17 protein-coding genes are annotated in these 20,460 nt (G+C 44.3%); 9 read left to right on the top strand and 8 right to left on the bottom strand.

The window, feature by feature from the left end:
* The first annotated feature begins 355 nt into the window (after positions 1-355).
* The 6 genes from GQA99_RS10595 (at position 356) to GQA99_RS10620 (ending at position 9,232) form a co-directional block, all read left to right on the top strand.
* Entirely contained in the window at positions 356-3,262 is a 2,907-nt protein-coding gene (locus GQA99_RS10595; RefSeq protein ID WP_160053854.1) for a TonB-dependent receptor, read from the top strand.
* A gap of 285 nt (positions 3,263-3,547) precedes the next feature.
* Positions 3,548-5,128 carry a tryptophan halogenase family protein gene (locus tag GQA99_RS10600; RefSeq protein WP_160053855.1) on the top strand — a complete coding sequence of 527 codons (1,581 nt, stop codon included), beginning with the start codon at positions 3,548-3,550 and terminating at the stop codon, positions 5,126-5,128.
* A gap of 81 nt (positions 5,129-5,209) precedes the next feature.
* The gene (locus tag GQA99_RS10605) at positions 5,210-5,932 is read left to right on the top strand and encodes a SapC family protein (RefSeq protein WP_160053856.1); all 723 of its coding nucleotides are present in this window, start codon (positions 5,210-5,212) and stop codon (positions 5,930-5,932) included.
* Between the two features lie 72 nt (positions 5,933-6,004).
* Positions 6,005-6,964: a cupin-like domain-containing protein gene (locus tag GQA99_RS10610; RefSeq protein WP_373291430.1), complete on the top strand. Its 960-nt coding sequence runs from the start codon at positions 6,005-6,007 to the stop codon at positions 6,962-6,964.
* Between the two features lie 45 nt (positions 6,965-7,009).
* Entirely contained in the window at positions 7,010-8,503 is a 1,494-nt protein-coding gene (locus tag GQA99_RS10615; RefSeq protein WP_160053858.1) for a tryptophan halogenase family protein, read from the top strand.
* Positions 8,504-8,509: 6 nt separating this feature from the next.
* Positions 8,510-9,232: a DUF6445 family protein gene (locus GQA99_RS10620; protein WP_160053859.1), complete on the top strand. Its 723-nt coding sequence runs from the start codon at positions 8,510-8,512 to the stop codon at positions 9,230-9,232.
* Between the two features lies 1 nt (position 9,233).
* Here GQA99_RS10620 and GQA99_RS10625 read toward each other — a convergent pair whose 3' ends face one another.
* Positions 9,234-9,737 (bottom strand): DTW domain-containing protein, encoded by a 504-nt coding sequence (locus tag GQA99_RS10625; protein WP_160053860.1) that lies wholly within the window; start codon positions 9,735-9,737, stop codon positions 9,234-9,236.
* Between the two features lie 203 nt (positions 9,738-9,940).
* On the opposite strand from GQA99_RS10625, the gene GQA99_RS20885 reads away from it, so the two are divergent.
* The 3 genes from GQA99_RS20885 to GQA99_RS10635 are packed head-to-tail and all read left to right on the top strand — an operon-like array spanning position 9,941 to position 11,563.
* On the top strand, positions 9,941-10,246 hold the full coding sequence (locus GQA99_RS20885) for a LysE family translocator (RefSeq protein ID WP_268244222.1): 306 nt from the start codon (positions 9,941-9,943) through the stop codon (positions 10,244-10,246).
* Complete coding sequence (locus tag GQA99_RS20890) at positions 10,209-10,556, top strand: LysE family translocator (protein WP_268244223.1); 348 nt, start codon at positions 10,209-10,211, stop codon at positions 10,554-10,556. Before GQA99_RS20885 ends, GQA99_RS20890 begins: the two co-directional genes overlap by 38 nt.
* 8 nt (positions 10,557-10,564) lie before the next feature.
* Complete coding sequence (locus GQA99_RS10635) at positions 10,565-11,563, top strand: NADH:flavin oxidoreductase (RefSeq protein WP_160053861.1); 999 nt, start codon at positions 10,565-10,567, stop codon at positions 11,561-11,563.
* Here the strand turns inward: GQA99_RS10635 and GQA99_RS10640 are convergent.
* The 7 genes from GQA99_RS10640 to GQA99_RS10670 form a co-directional block, all read right to left on the bottom strand.
* Positions 11,560-11,916 (bottom strand): hypothetical protein, encoded by a 357-nt coding sequence (locus tag GQA99_RS10640; protein WP_373291429.1) that lies wholly within the window; start codon positions 11,914-11,916, stop codon positions 11,560-11,562. The genes GQA99_RS10635 and GQA99_RS10640 overlap by 4 nt on opposite strands.
* A 60-nt stretch (positions 11,917-11,976) precedes the next feature.
* On the bottom strand, positions 11,977-15,183 hold the full coding sequence (locus tag GQA99_RS10645; protein WP_160053862.1) for a DEAD/DEAH box helicase: 3,207 nt from the start codon (positions 15,181-15,183) through the stop codon (positions 11,977-11,979).
* A gap of 411 nt (positions 15,184-15,594) precedes the next feature.
* On the bottom strand, positions 15,595-15,936 hold the full coding sequence (locus tag GQA99_RS10650) for a hypothetical protein (protein WP_160053863.1): 342 nt from the start codon (positions 15,934-15,936) through the stop codon (positions 15,595-15,597).
* An 80-nt stretch (positions 15,937-16,016) separates the two neighbouring features.
* Positions 16,017-17,120, bottom strand: coding sequence for a HupE/UreJ family protein (locus tag GQA99_RS10655; protein WP_160053903.1), 1,104 nt, complete (start codon positions 17,118-17,120; stop codon positions 16,017-16,019).
* A gap of 48 nt (positions 17,121-17,168) precedes the next feature.
* Complete coding sequence (locus tag GQA99_RS10660) at positions 17,169-18,269, bottom strand: tetratricopeptide repeat protein (RefSeq protein WP_160053864.1); 1,101 nt, start codon at positions 18,267-18,269, stop codon at positions 17,169-17,171.
* A 58-nt stretch (positions 18,270-18,327) separates the two neighbouring features.
* Positions 18,328-18,843: an Ig-like domain-containing protein gene (locus tag GQA99_RS10665; protein ID WP_160053865.1), complete on the bottom strand. Its 516-nt coding sequence runs from the start codon at positions 18,841-18,843 to the stop codon at positions 18,328-18,330.
* Positions 18,844-18,853: 10 nt separating this feature from the next.
* A complete protein-coding gene (locus GQA99_RS10670) occupies positions 18,854-20,443 on the bottom strand; it encodes a DUF4331 domain-containing protein (protein WP_160053866.1) in 1,590 nt (529 codons plus the stop codon).
* Positions 20,444-20,460 lie beyond the last annotated feature (17 nt).

A 20,460-nucleotide genomic window follows, 5' to 3' on the forward strand; every position in this document is an offset into this window, starting at 1 on the left:
CAGACAAATCTGCACTAAAATTGGTAAAGTTGGTATAACATTTCTTGCAACAAAAGAAAGCGCTTACATTTTAATGATAAAAACACGTAAATATTAACAACAATAAAAACATAAACTTAAATTGAATATGCACATTCCCCTATCACATGAGTTAATGAAATGTAATAATTTAAACTTGTTTTTGTTGACTACGGTCACAATTTACACTAGTTTTATGTAAGCGCTTACATTAGCTGTTTTATATGACAACAATTTATAAATAATGATTGCAGCGCCGATGGAGAATTACAAAAACGATTTGCGCCCAACTCGCAATATTGAAAAAAATAAAATCTAGTCAATGGGGATTTCCTAGATGAAAACGACAAAATTTACAAAAACTAAGCTTGCGACCAGTTTATCGCTAGTGCTTGGTGTTGGCAGTATGCTACCTGCCTATGCTGCAGATGAAACCAGCGAAGAAAATATCGAAGTCATTTCGGTGACTGGTATTCGTGGCAGTTTAATTAAATCAATGGATGTAAAGCGTTCTTCAAGTGGCGTTGTAGATTCTATTTCTGCTGAAGATATTGGTAAATTTCCAGACACTAACCTAGCAGAATCGCTTCAACGTATTACCGGTGTATCGATTGACCGCTCGAACGGCGAAGGCAGTAAAGTCTCGGTGCGTGGTTTTGGCCCAGATTATAACCTGATTACCCTCAATGGTCGTCAAATGCCCGTCACAACAGGCACTCGCTCATTTGACTTTGCTAACATCGCCTCTGAAAGTATCAGCGGTGTAGAAGTTCATAAAACCAGCCAAGCATCGGACTCTACCGGTGGTATCGGCTCAACTATCAATATTTTGACTCACAAGCCACTAAGCTCACCAGGCCTTAAAGCCACTGTGGGCGTTAAAGCTGTTGATGATAAATCAACTGACAACGGATCAGTGACACCTGAGGTATCTGGCTTATATTCAAATACCTTTGCCGATGACAAATTTGGTATTTCATTGTCTGCAAGCTACCAAGATCGTGAAAGCGGCAACCAACAAGCACAAGTCGGTACAGGCTGGCGTACTTTCCCAGGTACCGCGACTAATGCCAGTGAATGGGGCGGCGTCGCCAATGACGACACCCAGGTTAACCGCCCTGGTGATGATGATTTCTATTCAGTACCACAAACCACGGTATACCGTTTTGAAGAACAACAGCGCACCCGCACAAACGGCCAGTTAGTTCTGCAATACAGCCCAATCGACACCGTTACTGCGAGTTTAGATTACACTTACATGCGCAACGACATCGACACCCAATTCAATGACGTATCAGCATGGTTTAACTTTGTTCCTACTGAAAACGTTTGGTCTGATGGCCCGTATGCAACACCGCTTATTTATTCAGAAACCTACGACTCACCCGCTGACTTATCAATGGCCGCCGGTGATTCGGGCGTGCGTAACGAAAGTGGTTCATTAGGTTTCAACATCGAGTGGCAAGCAACAGATAACTTAAAGCTGACCTTTGATGCGCACAACTCAGTGGCTGAAAACAAACCTAATAGCCCTTACGGTTCAAGCAACACATTAAGTACAGCAGCCTTTATCCGTACCAGCGCAGCAACCGACTTTAGCGGCGACTTACCTGTGCTTGCAGTGGGCGGCGGCAACGCAGTAACCGCGGCAGACATGATGGTAACCGGTTCAGTATTTACCAACTCACGTAACAAGTCTGAAATTGACCAGTATCAATTTGACGGTGAATACTACCTTGAAGATGCAGGCAGCATTGATTTTGGTATTGCATTAACTAACGTCAACAACCACTCTCAAACCGTTAACGTGCAACGTAATGATTGGGGTGGCGTAGGCTCAGCAGGCGATTTAGATGATGCCTGGTTCCCAGCTGACACTATTCATGACAAATTTGATGCCAATGGCGGTGACTTCTCACTTGCTGATGGTAATTTTGACATCTTAAACACCATTTTCATGTGGGACTTTGCCTCTGTACGTGATTACGCTGCGGCAAATTATGCTTCTTCTGTCAGTGGCGATTGTGGTAATGGCTTCTGCCCTTCAACTAACTATGCAGCTGAAACTGATCGTTATACTGAAGAAGAGTCACAAGCGATTTACGTACAGTACAACTACGATAACGAAATTTCTGGTATGCCGTATGACGTGCATTTCGGACTGCGTTATGAGCAAACTGATGTCACCTCAACTGCGGCAGTTGCCGGTTACGATGGCGCAGATTGGATTGCTGAAACAGAGATTTTATTATCGCCTACTGGTGAGCAAGTCTTTGAAACCAAAACCGGTGATTATGACTATGTACTACCAAGCTTTAACTTCAATATTGAAGTGGTAGAAGATGTCATGTTACGTGCAGCATACAGTGAAACCATTGGTCGTCCTAGCTACACAGACATTCAAGGCGGCACAGTATTATCCACACTGGCTAACCGTACTAACGGTGGTGGTTCTGCGGGTAACCCAACGTTATTACCACTAGAATCTGAAAACATCGACTTCTCGGCAGAGTGGTATTACGCGCCATCAAGCTACGTCTCTGTGGGATATTTCCGTAAAGACACGCAAAACTTTATCAGTGTCGATCCGGTTGCAACCACTAACGGAATTTATAACCCTGCATCAGGTGATTTATACAAAGCTGCAGTGGCTGCAACAGGCACCACTGAAGCGGGTGCAGTACGTGATTATATTTTCGCAAACTTTGCTGACAATGCGGCAGTAGATGTTGATAACCAAATCATTAGCGGCAGTGCTGCTAACAATGATGAGTTATTAAACTTTAACATCAACACCCCATTAAACAGCTCAGAAAACTCAGTCATTGACGGTTGGGAATTTGCAGCGCAGCACTTCTTCGGCGAAAGCGGAGTGGGTGTGATAGCAAACTACACATTAGTTAACAGTGATTTAGCGCTAGTCGGTATCAGTGATACCGCCAACGCAGTATTAGTGTACGAAAACTATGGCTTCCAGGCTCGTGTGGCTTACAACTGGCGCGATGAGTTCTTAAGTGCCACCAGCCAAGGTACTGGTTTGTTCCCTCAGTACACTGAAGCTTACTCGCAAATCGATTTGTCAGTGAGTTATGACATCGAGCAAGTTGAAGGCTTAACCGTGTTTTTCGAAGGACTTAACATTACTGAAGAGTATGTTCGTGTACACGGACTGGCTGACGAGCAAGTGTTAAACCTAACCGAAACTGGCGCACGTTACAGCATTGGCGCACGTTACACTTTCTAAATGATAACCCACTTGATGTTATCCCGTCTTACCCCAGTTTGAACGGGATACATCAAGGCTTTATTTAGGTCGTTGAGGTGCACACACTTTGTCACCTCTTTTTATTGCGATATATTGAGTAACAAGGACGTTACTATTTTTGTTTGCGGATAACTCGCTTACCCTGTAAAACAAATAATTGAAACAGCTTACATTTTACCAAATTCTACTTATGATGTTTCTGATGCCAATAAACATCATAGAACCGTTAAAATAACAATAACGCTCAAAGCGTAGGTAGAGAGAATGCAAAAACCAATCACCCAAATCGTCATTGTTGGTGGCGGCACCGCAGGTTGGATCACCGCAGGATTACTGGCGGCTGAGCATAATGTCGACAAGGGCGTATTGGCTATCTCTCCTAAGCTCAACATCACCTTAATTGAATCGCCCGATGTAGCCACCATTGGTGTGGGAGAAGGCACCTGGCCGTCAATGCGCTCAACCTTGAGCAAAATAGGTATTGATGAAAATGACTTTATTCGCCGTTGTGATGCCAGCTTCAAACAAGGCTCTCGCTTTATTAATTGGCGCACCGACGCGGTCGATAAATCAAACAGCTACTTGCATCCTTTTAGCCTGCCACATGGACATCAAGAACTCGATTTATGCCCATTTTGGTTACCTCACTCAGAAAAAGTGAGCTTTGCGCAGGCCGTCAGTAGCCAGGAAGTATTATCACAGCTCGGTTTAGCGCCAAAAACCATCTCATCAGCGCAATATCATTTTCAAAATAATTACGGTTATCACCTCAATGCAGGCAAATTCAGCCAACTACTGCTCGAGCATTGCACCCAAAAACTGGGAGTGACTCATGTTCGCGATCATGTCGAACATATCGTCAATAATGAGCAAGGTGACATTGAAAAGCTTATCACCCAGCAACACGGCGAAATAAGCGGCCAATTGTTTATTGACTGTACAGGCGTTAAATCATTGCTATTAGGCAAACATTTACAAGTACCGTTTTTATGCCAAAAATCCGTGCTGTTTAACGACAGCGCTTTAGCGATGCAAGTGCCTTATGAAGACCCAGCAACCGCGATAGCCTCTTGTACTCACTCAACCGCGCAGCCTAATGGTTGGATTTGGGATATAGGCTTACCAACCCGCAAAGGGGTCGGTTATGTGTATTCATCAAGCCACAGTAATGACAGCCAAGCTGAGCAAGTGCTACGAGATTACGTAACCGCCAACGGCACCAGTAATCAACTCGCCTCACAACTTGAGCCGCGAAAACTCAATATTAACCCGGGTTATCATGCTAAATGCTGGCAAAACAACTGTATTGCCATTGGAATGGCCGCAGGGTTTATCGAACCGTTAGAAGCCTCCGCCCTTGCGTTAATTGAGTGGACAGCTTCTACACTCGCGCAGCAATTACCACCCAATCGCCAGGTAATGGACACGATTGCAGATAGAGTCAACTTACGTTATCAGCAGCATTGGCAACAAATCATCGACTTTTTAAAACTGCACTATGTTATTAGCCAACGCGAAGCTGATGCTTATTGGCGCGACCATCGTGACAGCAGCTCAATACCCGAACGCTTACAGGCACAGCTTGAATTATGGCGTTACCAGGCGCCAAGCCAGCATGACATTAGCTATAAAGAGGCGCTATTCCCTGCCGCCAGTTTTCAATATGTGCTTTATGGGATGGGCTTTCAAACTCAGTTACCAAGCCATGTTAAACCGTCTCAGTTGCAACTTGCACAACGATTATTTAACGATAACCAACAACGTACTCAGGCATTGAGTAAAAGTTTACCGACTAACCGTGCTTTATTAGCTAAAGTGGCCCAATATGGTTTTCCTAAGCTTTAATGAGATAGATTGAATAAATAACATCACTTACAAAAACCATAACAACATACTGTATTTGAACGAATAAGATAGGACATCAACATGAGCCAACACGTATTACTGAACAGCATCGACCATAAAGACTTAAAGGTAAACACCAGCCGCTCTGCCGCCTTAGGCGACAACCTGTGGTTTAGCGTCACTTTTCCGCAAGAGTTTCGCAGTATTCAGGCTCATTACCCTATTTTCTTTCATAAAGATGCCGCTACCGGTCAATTTTATTCGGTGGCCTTATTTGGGTTTGCACAAAATGAAAACCTGTTTTTAACCGATTCAGGCTGGAACGCCTCTTATGTGCCGCTCAGTGTGCGCCGCCAGCCCTTTTTAATCGGCCAACAAACCGTGCGCGAAGATGGCATAGAGCGTCAACAACGGGTGATTCATGTGGATTTAGATCATCCAAGAGTGAGTCAAACGGAAGGCGAAGCGCTGTTTTTACCCTACGGCGGCAACACTCCGTTATTAGATGAAGTCGGTGAAATGCTTGAAATCATTCATCACGGTCTTATCGACAGCCAGCGTTTTATTGACGCGCTCATTGAGCATGAATTACTTGAGTCCTTCACCTTAGATATCGAACTCGACAACGGTAAAAAGCACCAAATGATTGGCTTTTACACCATTAACGAAAATACCTTAGCCACGCTGTCTGCCGACACGCTCGCCACCTTGCATCAACAAGGTTACTTGCAAGCCATTTATATGGCGCTGGCTTCACAAAGCAAAGTGCGCGATTTACTTAACCTTAAAAATGCTCAAGGCTAAGGAATCGCGCTGATGTCCAATGACACATTAACGCCCGTCGACTGCGTCAGCGATTGGACGTTAGCGCAAGTGATGGCGCACATTGAGCATGCCGACAAACCCATGGTATTTAAAGGGTTGTGTCGTCATTGGCCTTTAGTGCAAGCAGGGCTTGAATCATCCGACAAGGCATTAGACTATTTACGCCAGTTTTATCAAGGCTCTGCTGTAACGGCCTACTACTTACCACCAGAGCAACAAGGACGAGTGTTTTACAATCAGCAGCTCGATGGTTTTAATTACCAGGCCGGCCGACTTGATTTTAATCAGCTACTCGCACGCTTACAGCAAGAAAACGCCAGCGCTAATCCTGCCGGCATTTACATGGGTTCTACTGATATTCATCAATGCCTGCCCGGACTTGGTGAGCAAAACAGCCTTAATTTACAGCCTATCAATCCACTGACCAGTATTTGGTTAGGCAACAAAACTAAAGTGGCGGCCCATTTTGACTTTCCGCTAAACCTGGCCTGCAACGTAGTGGGTAAGCGCACTTTCACCCTGTTTCCACCAGAGCAAATCAGCAATCTTTATGTTGGCCCAATGGAGTTTGCTCCTGGCGGACAGGACATCAGCATGGTGGATTTTGATAAACCAGATTTTGAGCGTTTCCCTCAATTTAAACAGGCATTAGGTGCGGCATTAACTGCGGAGTTAACCCCGGGGGATGTGTTATTTATCCCTAGCATGTGGTGGCACCATGTACGCGGCATTGACGATATTAATGTGCTCATTACCCACTGGTGGCGTGATACGCCAGGTTATTTAGGTCGTCCTAATAACGCATTATTGCACAGCATGTTAAGCCTTCGTTCATTACCAAAGGCGCAGCGCCAGGCGTGGAAAGCGATGTTCGACCATTACATCTTCGATCATGATGATATAGACGACAGTTATATCCCAGATACCGCTAAAGGCATGTTAACCAAACCGTTAGATGAGTTAAATGTCCGTAAGTTACGCGCAGATTTAATCAATAAATTAAAACGATAATGCTGAATACAGCAAGAAACTAAGATATTAAACAGGAAGCCCGAGATGAATAAATCAATCAAAAAAGTCGTCATTGCTGGCGGCGGTACTGCAGGTTGGATGGCCGCAGCCGCGTTTAGCAAACTCATGGGCAAAAACCTTGATATTGTATTAGTTGAGTCTGACGATATCGGCACTGTCGGCGTCGGTGAAGCGACCATCCCTACCCTGCACATTTTTCATCGATTATTAGGCTTAAAAGAGCAAGATGTCATGGCCGCGACCAATGCCACATTTAAACTGGGGATCCAATTTGAAAACTGGCATGACGTCAATAAAGACTATTTGCACTCGTTTGGATTTTTAGGCAAAGACTGCTGGGCATGTGGCTTTCAGCACTTTTGGCTTAAAGGCAAGCAGCAAAATATGGTCAGTGAGATCGGCGATTATTGCACTGAGCATTTAGCCGCACGCCAGGGCCGTTTTGCCGTATTACCCAATCAAGATTACAACCATGCCTATCATATGGACGCCAGTTTATACGCCAAATTCTTACGCAAATTTGCCGAGCAACACGGCATGACGCGCATTGAAGGTAAAATTGCCGATGTATTACAGCATGATGATTCAGGCAATATTAAAGCGTTACAGCTTGAAAATGGCGACATCATTGACGGCGATTTATTTATCGACTGCACCGGATTTAAAGCCTTACTGATAGAACAAACGCTAAATACTGGCTTTGAAGATTGGAGCCACTGGTTACCGTGCGACAGCGCCATAGCGGTACAAACCGAAGCGGTACAACAGCCTATACCTTATACTCGCTCTATCGCGCATCAATCGGGCTGGCAATGGCGTATTCCGCTACAAACCCGTACAGGTAACGGCTTGGTGTTTTGCAGCAAATTTATTTCGGATGCCGATGCCACCGAGTTACTGCTCAATAACATTGAAGGCCAACCGATTAATCAACCGCGCGTGATTAAATTCAAAACTGGCACGCGTCGCCAACATTGGAACAAAAACTGTGTTGCGGTTGGCTTATCTGCAGGCTTTTTAGAGCCACTCGAGTCCACCAGCATTCATATGATCCAGCGCAGTATCGTGCGTTTACTGCAACTGTTTCCGGCGCATGGCGTCATTCAGGCTGACGTCGACGAATTTAACCAACAAACCAAAATTGAAATGGACAATATTCGCGACTTTATTATTTTGCATTATAAGGTTACCGACCGTGAAGACAGCCGTTTTTGGCGCTACTGTAAAAACATGCCAATTCCCGCCTCATTGCAGCATCGTATTGATATGTTTAGTCAATCTGGCAAAGTTTATAAATACGGTAATGAGCTGTTTGGCGAAAGCTCGTGGATACAGGTGATGATGGGACAAGGCTTGCTACCAAAAGAATATCACCCGATTGTCGATTTAATGGAGCCCGCTGAACTGCAAAGCTTTTTAAATAACATTAAAGCCACGGTTAAACGCAAAGTTGACACCCTGCCAGCGCATCATGACTTTGTGCAACACTATTGCAAGTCAACGGCGATGCAAGGCTAGCTAACGATGTCGTCGCAAGCCACTCAACCACTAATACAGGTCAATCCTATTGCGCCGCAGGTGCAGTTGATTGGCCAACAACAAACGCCGGTTATTGTGATGGATAATTTTGCAGGTGATATTTCTGAGTTGATTGATATCGCACTTAATGACAGTCAATTTAACCAGGATAAAAGCTCGTTTTATCCTGGTCAGCGTACTGCACTGCCAAGGCAATATATTATCGATGTGCTTAACGCGGTATTCCAGCTTATTTACGATGTGTATCGTATTCCAACAACCCGGCGCTTAAAACCGCAACAAGGGGTATTTTCGTTAATCGACACCAAGGAAAAAGACCTGTTACCACTGCAATGTTTGCCCCACTTTGACACGCCTAATCCATATTACTTTGCTATTTTGCATTACCTTAATGACGGTCCCCATGGCGACACCGGATTTTTTAGGCACAACGCCAGCGGTTTTGAGCGGATTAATAACGACAACATTGACTCATACTTTACCCAGGCACAGCCTTTTGTTGATCAAATAACCCAATCAAATCCGCGTTATTGCGTTACCAGCAATGAGCATTACAGCTTGTATCATCGGGTAGCATATCGGCCAAATCGGGTGGTTATTTACCCCGGTAACTTGCTGCATTCAACCCTAGTCAATCCAGATACCGACATTGATGCCAACCCGCAAACCGGTCGCCTTACCGCCAATATATTTATCAATTTTCAGTAAACTAGCGCTCAATAAACCCTTTTAAACATTCAGTTAGTTGCTGCGCTAACCCAGCCTCTCCGGCTTTTTCAAGCAATAACGCCACGCACTCTGCGGTGCATAACCCGCCCTCAAGTTGATTTCGCCTTAGCGGATAAATAGAGGCATGTGTTGGCTGCAATCCCACTTTGACTACGCTTTTAAGATATGGGCTTTGATTATACATTTTACGGGCTTCTTGCCAGGTGGCATCAAGCAACAACAGATACTCGAGATGGGGAACACAATCTTTTGCAGGCGCATTTACATGTTTCGCAGAGTCTACATTCACGTTTAGCGAATCATCATCGGTTGGAAACACTAAACCCAAACGTCCAGCCTCAATGGCCGCCAGTAATGCCATATCAGGCTGCTTACGATGCCACTCAATCACACGAGCGCGCTCGCCTAACACTTGCAGCACTAATTGGCCGGTGTTACTGGCACGAAGTAACTCTCTTGAGTGGGTTAATAAGATGAATTGCACAACAACCCTTAAAAAAGTGCTATACGCCTGAATAATCGAGTAATGTAACACATCTACGCTCTAATTTTCAGACATAATGAATTACATAATTGATAGTTTTTAGCACTATCTCAATGGCATTTTTATGACCCATTTACGCTATAATCGCCAACAATTAGCACAGGTGCCATCCACCATAATAAAAACAGAACTGAAGAACATTAATGGCTTACCAACAGATTATCGCGTTATTTTTTACCATGCTGGTTTTGGCCATTGTGCCAGGCCCGGCAGTGTTTGCAGTGGTGTCGCGCTCATTCTCAAATGGCTTTTCTCATGGCGTCGCGATGACAATTGGAGTGCTACTTGGCGACTTTGCATATATCTTATTAGCCCTATTTGGATTGTCTGCCATAGCCAATGCAATGGGGCCTGCATTTGAACTGATAAAATATGCCAGCGCCTTATATTTGTGTTGGCTTGGCCATCAGTATGCTGCGCGCAACAGCACATGGCGTTCAACTTGTTGATACGGCTAAAGCCAGTTTAACTAAAAATGTTTTCACTGGCATTTTAATTACTTTAGGTAACCCTAAAGCGCTGATTTTTTATGTGAGTTTTTTCCCCGCATTTGTGCCTATGACTCAAGTCAACTTGTTGGATGTCATCATTATTTTAACCATCGCCACAGCTGCTTTTGGTTCGGTAAACCTCGCTTATGCTTACCTGGCATCTGGGGCTAAACGAGTGTTTACCTCAACTAAAGCTGCCAACATCATTAATCGCACCGCAGGCAGTATTATGCTGCTTGCGGGTATCTTGGTTGCCATTACCTTATAGGAATTTCAATGACTGCACTGCGTTTTACCCCGTTAACCTTAACCAACGGATTAACCTTTAAAAATCGTTTAGTGGTCCCGCCTATGGCATCTCAAACCGCAAACGAAAATGGTTTGGCAACCGAAAAAACCTTTAGCCATTATCACAATTTAGCTCAATCGGGTGCTGGCCTAGTGATGGTTGAATATAGCCATGTGAATCTGGCTGGGCGAAGTGAGAAAAACCAACTCGGGGCCCACGATGATGCGTGTTTACCAGGGTTAACCCAGATAGCCAGTACACTGCATGATGCTGGCGTTAAAACGGGCTTACAAATTACCCATTGTGGCGGTAAAGACAGTGCTGGCATTAGCTGCGATATCATGGGGCCTTCTGGCATTACGGTGCCCGCATACGACCGTGTATTGCCTACGCCACGGGCCATGACACTAGATGATATTAATCAATGGCAACAAGACTTTGTGGCTGCTGCTATTCGTGCCGACAAAGCCGGCTTTGATTTAGTTGAAATCCATTGTGCTCACGGTTATGGCATTAATCAGTGGTTATCACCATTGACCAATCAGCGTGAAGATGAATACGGTGGCAATCTTGAAAACCGCGCTAGAATATTAATTGAAATAGTGACTCAAATTAAACAAGTCGCGCCGAGGTTAGCGGTCATGACTCGCATTCCGGGCCAAGACGGATATCCTGGTGGTTTAACTCATGCAGACATGGCGCAGGTGAGCCAATGGCTAGTGACTGCGGGTGTTGAAATACTCAATGTATCATCAGGTATTGGCGGTTGGAATCGACCTAAAGATAAACGCGGCGAAGGCTTTTTAGTCGAAGATGCCGCGCCGTTAACCTGCAAAACTACTGCGGCGGTTATTGGTGTTGGCGGCATTGAAAGCGTGGATTACATAGAAACCATTTTAGCCACCAGGCAAGTGGATTTAGTCGCAGTAGGTCGAGCTATTTTGGCCGGCCCAGTGGAGTTTGCTCACAAGGTGATGCAAGGCTAGTCATTATCTGGTGCATTGGCTGTCGGCGATATTATGCCTTTAAAAATCAGCGGGTAGCGTCTTACCCGCTGACCAATATCTTCACTCATCACCTGCCTATAGAGCAACTCAATATCATCACTGTCTTCAAACACCAGTAGCAGTCTATCAATGGCGGTGTGTAGCCCCTTTTTCAAAAAAGGCTGTGCCTGAAATTCTGCGATGTTATGCCTAACAATGGCAATTTTGTCAGGATGACGGCGCAGCTCGGCAAACACTTGCTCAAAATAGTCCATATGCAGCGCTGGCGTTGCACGATTGCCACGTCTTGACCTTGGTGCACCAGAACCGCGTTTATAATACATTGATGGCAATGCTGTAACCTCAAATTAGCTCGCGTTTACTCAAAATGATCAACACCTAAAGACTAAGTCTTAACTCAACAGCGCCAATAAATCCTCAGCGTTACCCTGCCATGGTCCTTGAGTGCCATCGGATAAAATGCTGTCGGCTAAACCTTGTTTATGCTGCTGCATTTCCTGAATTTTCTCTTCAACCGTGCCCTGGGCAATTAACTTATACACAAATACCGGATTGAGTTGACCAATACGGTGGGCGCGATCGGTTGCCTGACGCTCTGCTGCGGGGTTCCACCAGGGATCGAAATGGATAACCGTGTCTGCTGCAGTTAAGTTAAGCCCCGTTCCGCCTGCTTTTAAGCTGATTAAAAACACCGAGTTATCGCCCTCTTGAAATGCATCAATTTGGCTTTGTCTGTCACGAGTTTGACCGGTTAATTTACTGTAGCTTATTGCCATGGTTTTTAATTCATCTTCAATCAGCGCCAGCATGCCGGTGAATTGACTGAAAATAAGAATTTTACGACCTTCTTCAATCATCTCGGGCAGGTTTTGAATTAACCAGGTGAGTTTAGCGTTGTCTTTCACTTGTTGCGCCTGTTCGAGCTTAACAAGACGTGGATCGCAACAAGCCTGACGTAATTTTAATAACGCATCTAAAAACTCAATATGGCTACTCGACACGCCTTTTTTAGCGAACAGTTCGCGCAGCTTTTTCTCCATCACTAAACGAATAGACTCGTAAAGATTGCGCTGATCTTTTTCAAGTTCGAGTGTCTGAATAATCTCGGTTTTCTCTGGCAGCTCAGACACCACTTCTTTTTTGGTGCGGCGCAACATAAACGGCGAAATACGCTTACTGAGCAATACTGACTTTTCTACATCCGCTTGTTTTTCAATTGGGCCACGAAACTCTTTATTAAAGTAAGTATGCTGACCTAATAACCCAGGTAAACAGAAATCCATTAATGATTTAAGTTCGCCAAGGTGATTTTCAAGCGGGGTGCCCGACAAACACAAACGAAATTTACCCTTTAAGGTTTTGATCACCTGGGTAACTTTAGCCTGGGCGTTTTTAATCTGCTGGGCTTCATCCAAAATGATATGGTCGAACACATAATCGCTATAAATGGCTTCATCACGCAGCATGAGCGGATACGTTGTCACCACCACATCAAAGTCATCGATTTGTTCTAACAATGGCTGGCGTTTATTGCCATGAATAACCACCACATTCAGTGACGGGGCAAATTTGTTGGCTTCTTTAAACCAGTTACCCACCAAACTGGTTGGGCACACAATTAAACTGGTGCGATGCTTGCTAGCTTCTTGCTTAGCTTTCAGTAAAAAAGCCAGCGTTTGGATGGTTTTGCCTAAGCCCATGTCGTCGGCCAAAATGCCACCCAGTTGGTACTCTTTTAAAAAACACAGCCAATCAAACCCTTGTTTTTGATAGTCGCGCAATGTGGCATTTAAGCCTGCAGGTAACTCAACTTCTGTTACCCCTTTGAATTCCGCTAATTTTGCCGCAAGGTTGCGCACCCGCTCGCCATTGAGCAAGCGCACATCGCTAGCTGATAAATCATTAAGAATGTGGGCGCGGTTGCGCGGTATCGCAATATGATCGCCAGAGTGACGATTAAACAACTCTTGAATGATTGAAATCAGCGGCTTAATGGTTTTAGCTTTAATTTTAATAAAGCCGCCATTAGGGCCTGGAAGAATTAATTCATCGTCATCGGCCGGCTCACCATTTTGTTGCAGCCAGCGGGCAACCAGTGCTAATAACGGTACATTTTGGCCTTCAATATCGGCGCTCAGCGACAGCGAAAACCAACCAGACTCGTCATCATCAACCAAATCAACATCTAACTGTGCATCGACAATTTTTAAATCAAAATCATCTTCAAACTCAATGTCTACGCCAAGCGCGGTTAATGCATCAAGGCCATTCTCAGTTAAGTCAGACCATTCAAAAATCGATTCAGGCAATAAGCCAACACTTAAAAAATATTCAGGTTGTTTACCGTATTCGCTCGGAATAAATGTCACTAGGCCGGCTTCGGTCAACGCTTGTAAAATGGCGAGTTCCTGGTCGACATGGCGATGCACTTGATATTGCACACTGCCCTTTTTAACCAGGCTAATGCGTTCGGGTTTCAATGAGGCATTAAAACTGATATCGCCGTAATGCTGTTCAACCCGAATAACCGGTTGCAATATAGGATTATTGGCATAGATTTCACGAGTAAAAATCAGTTTGGTTTTGAGTGGGTCGTTGATTTCGCAAAAATCAATTTCGCTGGGTACAGGCACGGTTTTAGGCGAAAAGTGTTGCAACATTTTGTGGCTAATTTGGTCCACTTGCGCCAGTGGCACAGGCGGCATATGTTGCAATAAACTGAGTTTTTTAGCCGATAAGTCAGTGTCGATTTTACCCAGGCGCAAGTAATCTAATTCAACATACAATGGCGGCTCAGTGGCAATAAACTCCCAGTTTTCAAGACCGGGCATACGCATTTGCATTTGCGTGTGTTTTTTATCGAGCTCACACCAGATAAACTCTGGCGCGATAGATTTAGCCCAGGTCAGTGGGGTGCGATTTTCTTCCCAAAAACACACTTGCTCTGCGAGCATTTTAACCAACGCCAGGTATGAGATTTCACCGTCGATATAAATTTTTGAGCCCTGGTTATTTGACGACAATAATAAACTAATAATTTGCTTATCGTCTGGGGCAATCCACCACGGCATACTGTAGCGAATGTCGGTTAACGCCAGCTTACTGCCTTTGTTATATTGACCTTTTTTATTGAGTTTACTGCGCTTAAATTCGACAAAGATACCGTTAGGGTCGTTGGACAGCACATAAATAATGCGGTCTTTTTCCTCTTCTTCATCTTCAAAATCAGTCACCGTTTTTTGCTCGTCAAGCTGACGTAACCACTGGTGGATGCGCTGCTCCTCTACGGGCTTTTTATCCACCAGCGCCAGCATTGCGGCGGCAACGTGTTTGCAGTTGGTACGCACTGGGCAAGTGCAATGCGAACGCATAACAATTTTGTGGTTTACATTAACGAGGGTAATTTCTTGACGGTATGGCTCATCTGCAGAGCCTTCAACATAGGCTTCAATATCATGGTTATTACTGCTGGCAGTCACTTCAAGTACTCGACCCTGGATCAAGTAGTTTTGTGCTTTTTGAATTTGGGTAGCCGAAAACAGTTTCGCAATCATCTCTAATGAAAGCTTAATGGGAAGATTAAACAGTTTCGCCGACATCAATATACCTAATAAAAACCCAGCAGAAAATTATCACTGCTGATAAAAAGTTAACTTACCATTCTATGGAAGAAAGCATGCAATATCTAGCTTTTGCGTGTTGTTATCCGTTAATTAACCACGAATAAACGTAAATGCGCTTTGCATCTTGATACGTTGATGACAGAAATTCGGTTTACCCTTTGTCGCTCAATTCAATTATTTAACTGAGGGCAAGCCTAGAATGTGTTCACAACAGAACGAAACTTTGCTGCCAAGGCGCATAATACTGCGCCTTGATAGTAGTGGTTTTGCAGGATTGACTTGATATGAATAGCGCTATTCGCTGAAAATGCAGTATAAACATCAGCCAAGATTAATGAGGTGGTTCAGAGATGCTCGGTTAAGTGTGACTCGAGCTCATGTAACGTTTTAATTAGCCCAGGGCTCAGCAATGATGGCTATGCTTAAAAAGATCAATGTCGGCGATAAAATAAACAGTGTTTTTAAGCGCGTAAGTTGTTGACGCATATGTTGTAATTGCGGGTCGTCAATACTCGCCAGTTTACCTGAGTGAAACGACTCCATGACAAACAACGATGTATTGCGTTGCCCACCACCAGCAATACGAGCAAGTGTTTCACAATGTTGATATTCATCTTGATAATGTTGTTGAATATATAAACAAATACCATGAGTACATTGATTGAGTTTATAAACCGCACATATCGCGGCTATCAGTGTCACTATTGTCCCAATAATTGCAACCAACACGACTCCTACCTCTATTTACAATGAGTATTAACGCCACCAACAAGCTAATTTGCCGATGGCAATGTTAAAATGAGCGCGTATTAAAAACGCTCTACCGACCATTGAATCGCCATTATACCAATCGCAACTGAGCCTATTTGCATGCCCCACACGCGATACCAGTGTTGATGACGGCAAAAAAACAATATGGGTAACACTACGGCTAAAATCGCTAACTGGCCCACTTCAACACCTAGGTTGAACGCTAAAATGGCCAGTAACTTTTGGTTTTCAGGTAATCCCAACTCACCGAGCACACCGGCAAACCCCATCCCATGCAGTAAACCAAAGCCAAATGTTATCCAACCTAAACGCAATACAATCGGCCAAATATTATTAAGTGCTGCAAATAAGACCGATAAAGCAATGCCAAGTTCAACCCAATGGCTACTAAAATCTAAAATACCTAATGCTGTGGCCGTTAATGTCACCGAGTGAGCCAAGGTAAACGCAGTAATAATCCATGCGGTCTGTTTGATAATTTTTATTGGGCTTTCAATTGCCTGCCAGCTTTTTTGCTCACGAATAAGCACGCAAGTTAATAATAAGGCCAATAAAAATAAAATATGATCAGTACCTTTCCAAATATGAATCACACCTTGATAAACATATTCTGTGAAGGTGTCGTAGGTTGAACTCTCGGCTAAATTAATCAGTAATGTACGGTTATCATTACTGATAACCCGGGTATATTGATGCTCAGGCGTGTCGAGTGTAACAATCGATTTATGGTCGGTATCGACATCAAAAAAAGCTTGATAATCGATTTTTAACGCACCATCACCCTGGCATTGGCCATTAAATGATGCAACTAAATAACCCTCGTTAAAATGTTGGTCCACTTGCTGGGCGACATCAAACACCAGTTCGCAGTCTTGATTGCGGCTTATGATTAAATTTGATTGTAAATATTGGGTTACCGCAAGCTGATTGCGCTGTAGCTCGCCCCAGGTTAACTGGCCATTTTGATTCTGGTCGATATCAATCACTTGATAAAGATCGAAAAAACGTACTTGCCAGGCGCCCTGCAATTGCCCTTGTTGATCTAAGTTTACCGACAAATAACTGGTACTCATTTGATGAGCAACGCTGGCGTGACTGATAATCAACAAACCGATTAATGCGATACTTTTAGTTGCGGTCATTAACCACTTAGATAGGTTCACAGTGTATTCCTTTTTACTGGTTACGGCTTAAACCGTCTCTTTGGTTTGTTGTTTGAGCAATAAACGCGCTTCTTCAAGCAAAGTGCGATCATTAATTTGCCTTGCTATACGCCAGTTTATTTTGGCCCAGTACAGTGCTTTTGTTGGTTGCACATCGACATATAAATAATATTGTGCCAACTCAGAGGCGTGTAAGCTGTCTTGCCTTTGTTCACGCAGTTCAACCCGTTGCGCAAAGGCCCATTGCCATTCAACAGAATCGTTAAGCACCTTTTCAGCTCTTGCTAAACGCAGCAAGAGTGCATCATCTTGTATAGGATTTCCGTTAACAATATCACCCAATGTATCAACAACTTGCTGATACTGTTGTAAAGACATTTGCACATCGGCCCAAAGGGCTAATAAGCTCACTGGTGCGCGCTGTAAATCAACCTGATTTAAATACGTTAAGGCACTGTCAGCAAGACTTTGTCGCATGGCCATATCTGCTAATATTTGCACAATCCAATATTGTTCTTGTTCATTAATGGGTTGATATAAATTGTATAATCGCGCCAACTCTTTGTAGCTTTCTGGCAACTTACCATTTTGCCCTGCCACTTCTAACGCGCAGGTCGAAATGAGTAAAATATCGGCTTTACCGATTAACGCCAAACAGGCTTCGCGCGCCCCGACGATATCACCTTGCACTAAATGAATATTGGCTTTTAATAACCAGCTATTAACGGCCTGTGGGTCTAAGGTAATTGAGCGATCTAATGCCTTAATCGCTTTAGAAAATTGATGCTGATGTTGTAGCACCCGCGCATACAAATAAAAGGTTTGCGCATCGGGGCTTTGTTGACTCATTTTGGCTTGCAACAATGCTTTGGCCCGGCCATAACGATAATCGGCCTCACCAGGATACTGGCCTTGCTCAATAAACTCGCTGATTTGCGCGAGGCTAACTTCCTGGTTTGCATCATTTGCATAGGAGGGTGAATCGTCAAGTACCTTCCAGGTGGCAATGACTTCATCTTGCGATACCGGCGTGTATGGCGCAGCCACACTGTTATTTGCAAACACGCTACCCAGCCCCATCAAGGCGGTTAATGTTGTGCGTATTATCCTAGTTGCTACACCTTGCATAAATTCTCCTTAGTGCCATCCCTGGCTATTTTCGTCCTTTTTAACAGTTAGTTGAGGCTTAATCTAGTAACAGATCGTCATAGAAGTTAGCTTCACTGACATCATTACTGACATCGCGACCATTGAGTCGTAACGGCTCATCGTTAGCATCTTGTGAAAATGCCTGACGACTCAAACTTGAAAACTGCAACTGTTGTGCATCAATCGTCACCATTATCGTGGCATTAACAGAGTCATTAATGCCGTCAGTCACAGCAATGGTAAAGCTGTCTGTACCTGTGACCTCCGTGTTTGGCGTATACGTAAATTCGCCATTGGGTTTTAAGCTCACCATGCCCAAAGTCGGTTGTTGATTTAAGGTAAACCCTAAAACATCGCCGTCACTGTCGCTGGCTGTAATTTTCGCCATCACTGCCGTTTCGGTTTCTGTGGTTAACATGATGTCGTCAACCATTGGCGCTTTATTGACAGCATTTTTCTTATGGTCATCTGAGTTACATCCAGCCAGCAAACCAGCGCTTAATAGGCTAATTAACAACAAGGGTTTAGTGATAGATTTAGTCGATGTATTCATTATTGACTCCTTATTTTGAACCCGACAATGGCGTCGCTAAGTAAGGGAAGTGATCCATCATCATGCTTGCATTAATCGGAGCACCATCGGTAAATGGCACGTCACCGACACTGGCATCATCTTTAGTACACAAGCCTAAGTCTGTGTCTGTTCCGTTAACCGGGATGGGATAACATAAACGCCCCATCACCACGCGCAGGGCTATATCCACCACGTCATCACCTGGGCGACGACCATTTGGGAAACCGGCTAAATCATCGCCAGCAACACCAAATGCAGATTGCATTGCTTGTGGCTTAGCGGGAATACCGGTATTTAAACGCAGCATTTCTGATGGCGTCACGGTTTCAAGTTGGTTAACACCAGCAAAGCCGGTTAAAAAGGCGGTGACTAAATCTGTTCGTGGAAAGTTTGTTGGTGCTAGGGTTGCAATATTGGCACCCAGCGTTTGATTAACGGCATCTTTAAACAGAATGTTTAACAGCTCAGGTAAGCTTGGGTGAGTGACATAATCAGCAAATTGAGTATCATCTTTTGGATGGGCACTCGAGAAGGTGTCTTTGTCTTTTAAGCCAATCACCAACTCATTAACCAATGGATTACCTAAACGAGATACCTGAGTTAATGCACCACCGTTAACTTCCGTTTTACCGTTTTTAGCGTTCGGGTTTAAAATGCGTGCTTGCGGTAAGCTCGCAGTAGTCCACGCACCAATCGTGCCGTTACCCTGGGTGGTTAAACATGACTTGGGGACTTCAATCGACAGGGCGGTGACGTTTTTATCCATTAAGTCATCGTTGTCACTTGATTGAGTAATACCACCAGGAAATCCACCTTGATCGCCCGCACCAGGAGCACTGTCGCCTTCAACAGGTACGTAGTTAACTAAATCAAAGGTTTTACCTAGGTTAACCACAAACGGGTCTTTGCGTTGGCCAACAAACACTTTGGCTGGACTTTCACAGCCCTCTATAGCAAATTCATACACAAATTGGCTGGCGTAGTCGGCATAGGCCGCGGTATCACCAAAACTTTTATTACCAATGTAATCAAGCGGTTTATTGAATGTGGTGCCACCAGCACTGTGGCTTAATACCGTAGCATTACCGTCCATTTGCGCGCCTTTTACCAAACTCAATTGATAAGATTCAGTCACGTTTGCAGCGCTTTGATCGCCTGCGCTAATGGCACCCACATTTTTAAGCGGCACGGCAACGCTGCGTTGATTACCGGCAGGCCCAACTGTCAAAGCAATACCTTGATTATTATTGGCGAGCTCGTTGGTAAATTGAAATTGGAAGGTTAAATCTTCTATCGCATCACCGTCATTATCAATGTGGATGCTGTATACCGCGGCGGGGTCCATTGCGTAATAGTTAGGTCCACCATAGGCATCTTGCAGGGGAATATAATTGGCAATTAACGTGACGTATTCTTCGCGTCCCGCCTCGTAACTGTTAAAGGCATAAAAATCGGTCGAGTCTAATGTTGGCATACGGGTAATGTTTGGTGCTTCTCGATGGCTTGATGCTAAGGCGTTAGCGCCTAGAAAGCTGCTACAAACGAGACTTGCGATGAGCGATACTTTGAGTACTTGCATGACTATGTCCTTGTTGT

Origin of the sequence: Shewanella litoralis, from assembly GCF_009828585.1 — a bacterium.
Classification (GTDB): domain Bacteria; phylum Pseudomonadota; class Gammaproteobacteria; order Enterobacterales; family Shewanellaceae; genus Shewanella; species Shewanella litoralis.

Excerpts from the sequence above, each read along its gene's own strand:
- GQA99_RS10635 (WP_160053861.1), top strand. The coding sequence starts at position 10,565 with ATGACTGCACTGCGTTTTACCCCGTTAACCTTAACCAACGGATTAACC.
- GQA99_RS10645 (WP_160053862.1), bottom strand. The coding sequence starts at position 15,183 with ATGTCGGCGAAACTGTTTAATCTTCCCATTAAGCTTTCATTAGAGATG.
- GQA99_RS10595 (WP_160053854.1), top strand. The coding sequence starts at position 356 with ATGAAAACGACAAAATTTACAAAAACTAAGCTTGCGACCAGTTTATCG.
- GQA99_RS10660 (WP_160053864.1), bottom strand. The coding sequence starts at position 18,269 with ATGCAAGGTGTAGCAACTAGGATAATACGCACAACATTAACCGCCTTG.
- GQA99_RS20885 (WP_268244222.1), top strand. The coding sequence starts at position 9,941 with ATGGCTTACCAACAGATTATCGCGTTATTTTTTACCATGCTGGTTTTG.
- GQA99_RS10670 (WP_160053866.1), bottom strand. The coding sequence starts at position 20,443 with ATGCAAGTACTCAAAGTATCGCTCATCGCAAGTCTCGTTTGTAGCAGC.
- GQA99_RS10610 (WP_373291430.1), top strand. The coding sequence starts at position 6,005 with ATGGCGCACATTGAGCATGCCGACAAACCCATGGTATTTAAAGGGTTG.
- GQA99_RS10655 (WP_160053903.1), bottom strand. The coding sequence starts at position 17,120 with ATGACCGCAACTAAAAGTATCGCATTAATCGGTTTGTTGATTATCAGT.
- GQA99_RS20890 (WP_268244223.1), top strand. The coding sequence starts at position 10,209 with ATGCTGCGCGCAACAGCACATGGCGTTCAACTTGTTGATACGGCTAAA.
- GQA99_RS10620 (WP_160053859.1), top strand. The coding sequence starts at position 8,510 with ATGTCGTCGCAAGCCACTCAACCACTAATACAGGTCAATCCTATTGCG.
- GQA99_RS10600 (WP_160053855.1), top strand. The coding sequence starts at position 3,548 with ATGCAAAAACCAATCACCCAAATCGTCATTGTTGGTGGCGGCACCGCA.
- GQA99_RS10665 (WP_160053865.1), bottom strand. The coding sequence starts at position 18,843 with ATGAATACATCGACTAAATCTATCACTAAACCCTTGTTGTTAATTAGC.
- GQA99_RS10615 (WP_160053858.1), top strand. The coding sequence starts at position 7,010 with ATGAATAAATCAATCAAAAAAGTCGTCATTGCTGGCGGCGGTACTGCA.
- GQA99_RS10605 (WP_160053856.1), top strand. The coding sequence starts at position 5,210 with ATGAGCCAACACGTATTACTGAACAGCATCGACCATAAAGACTTAAAG.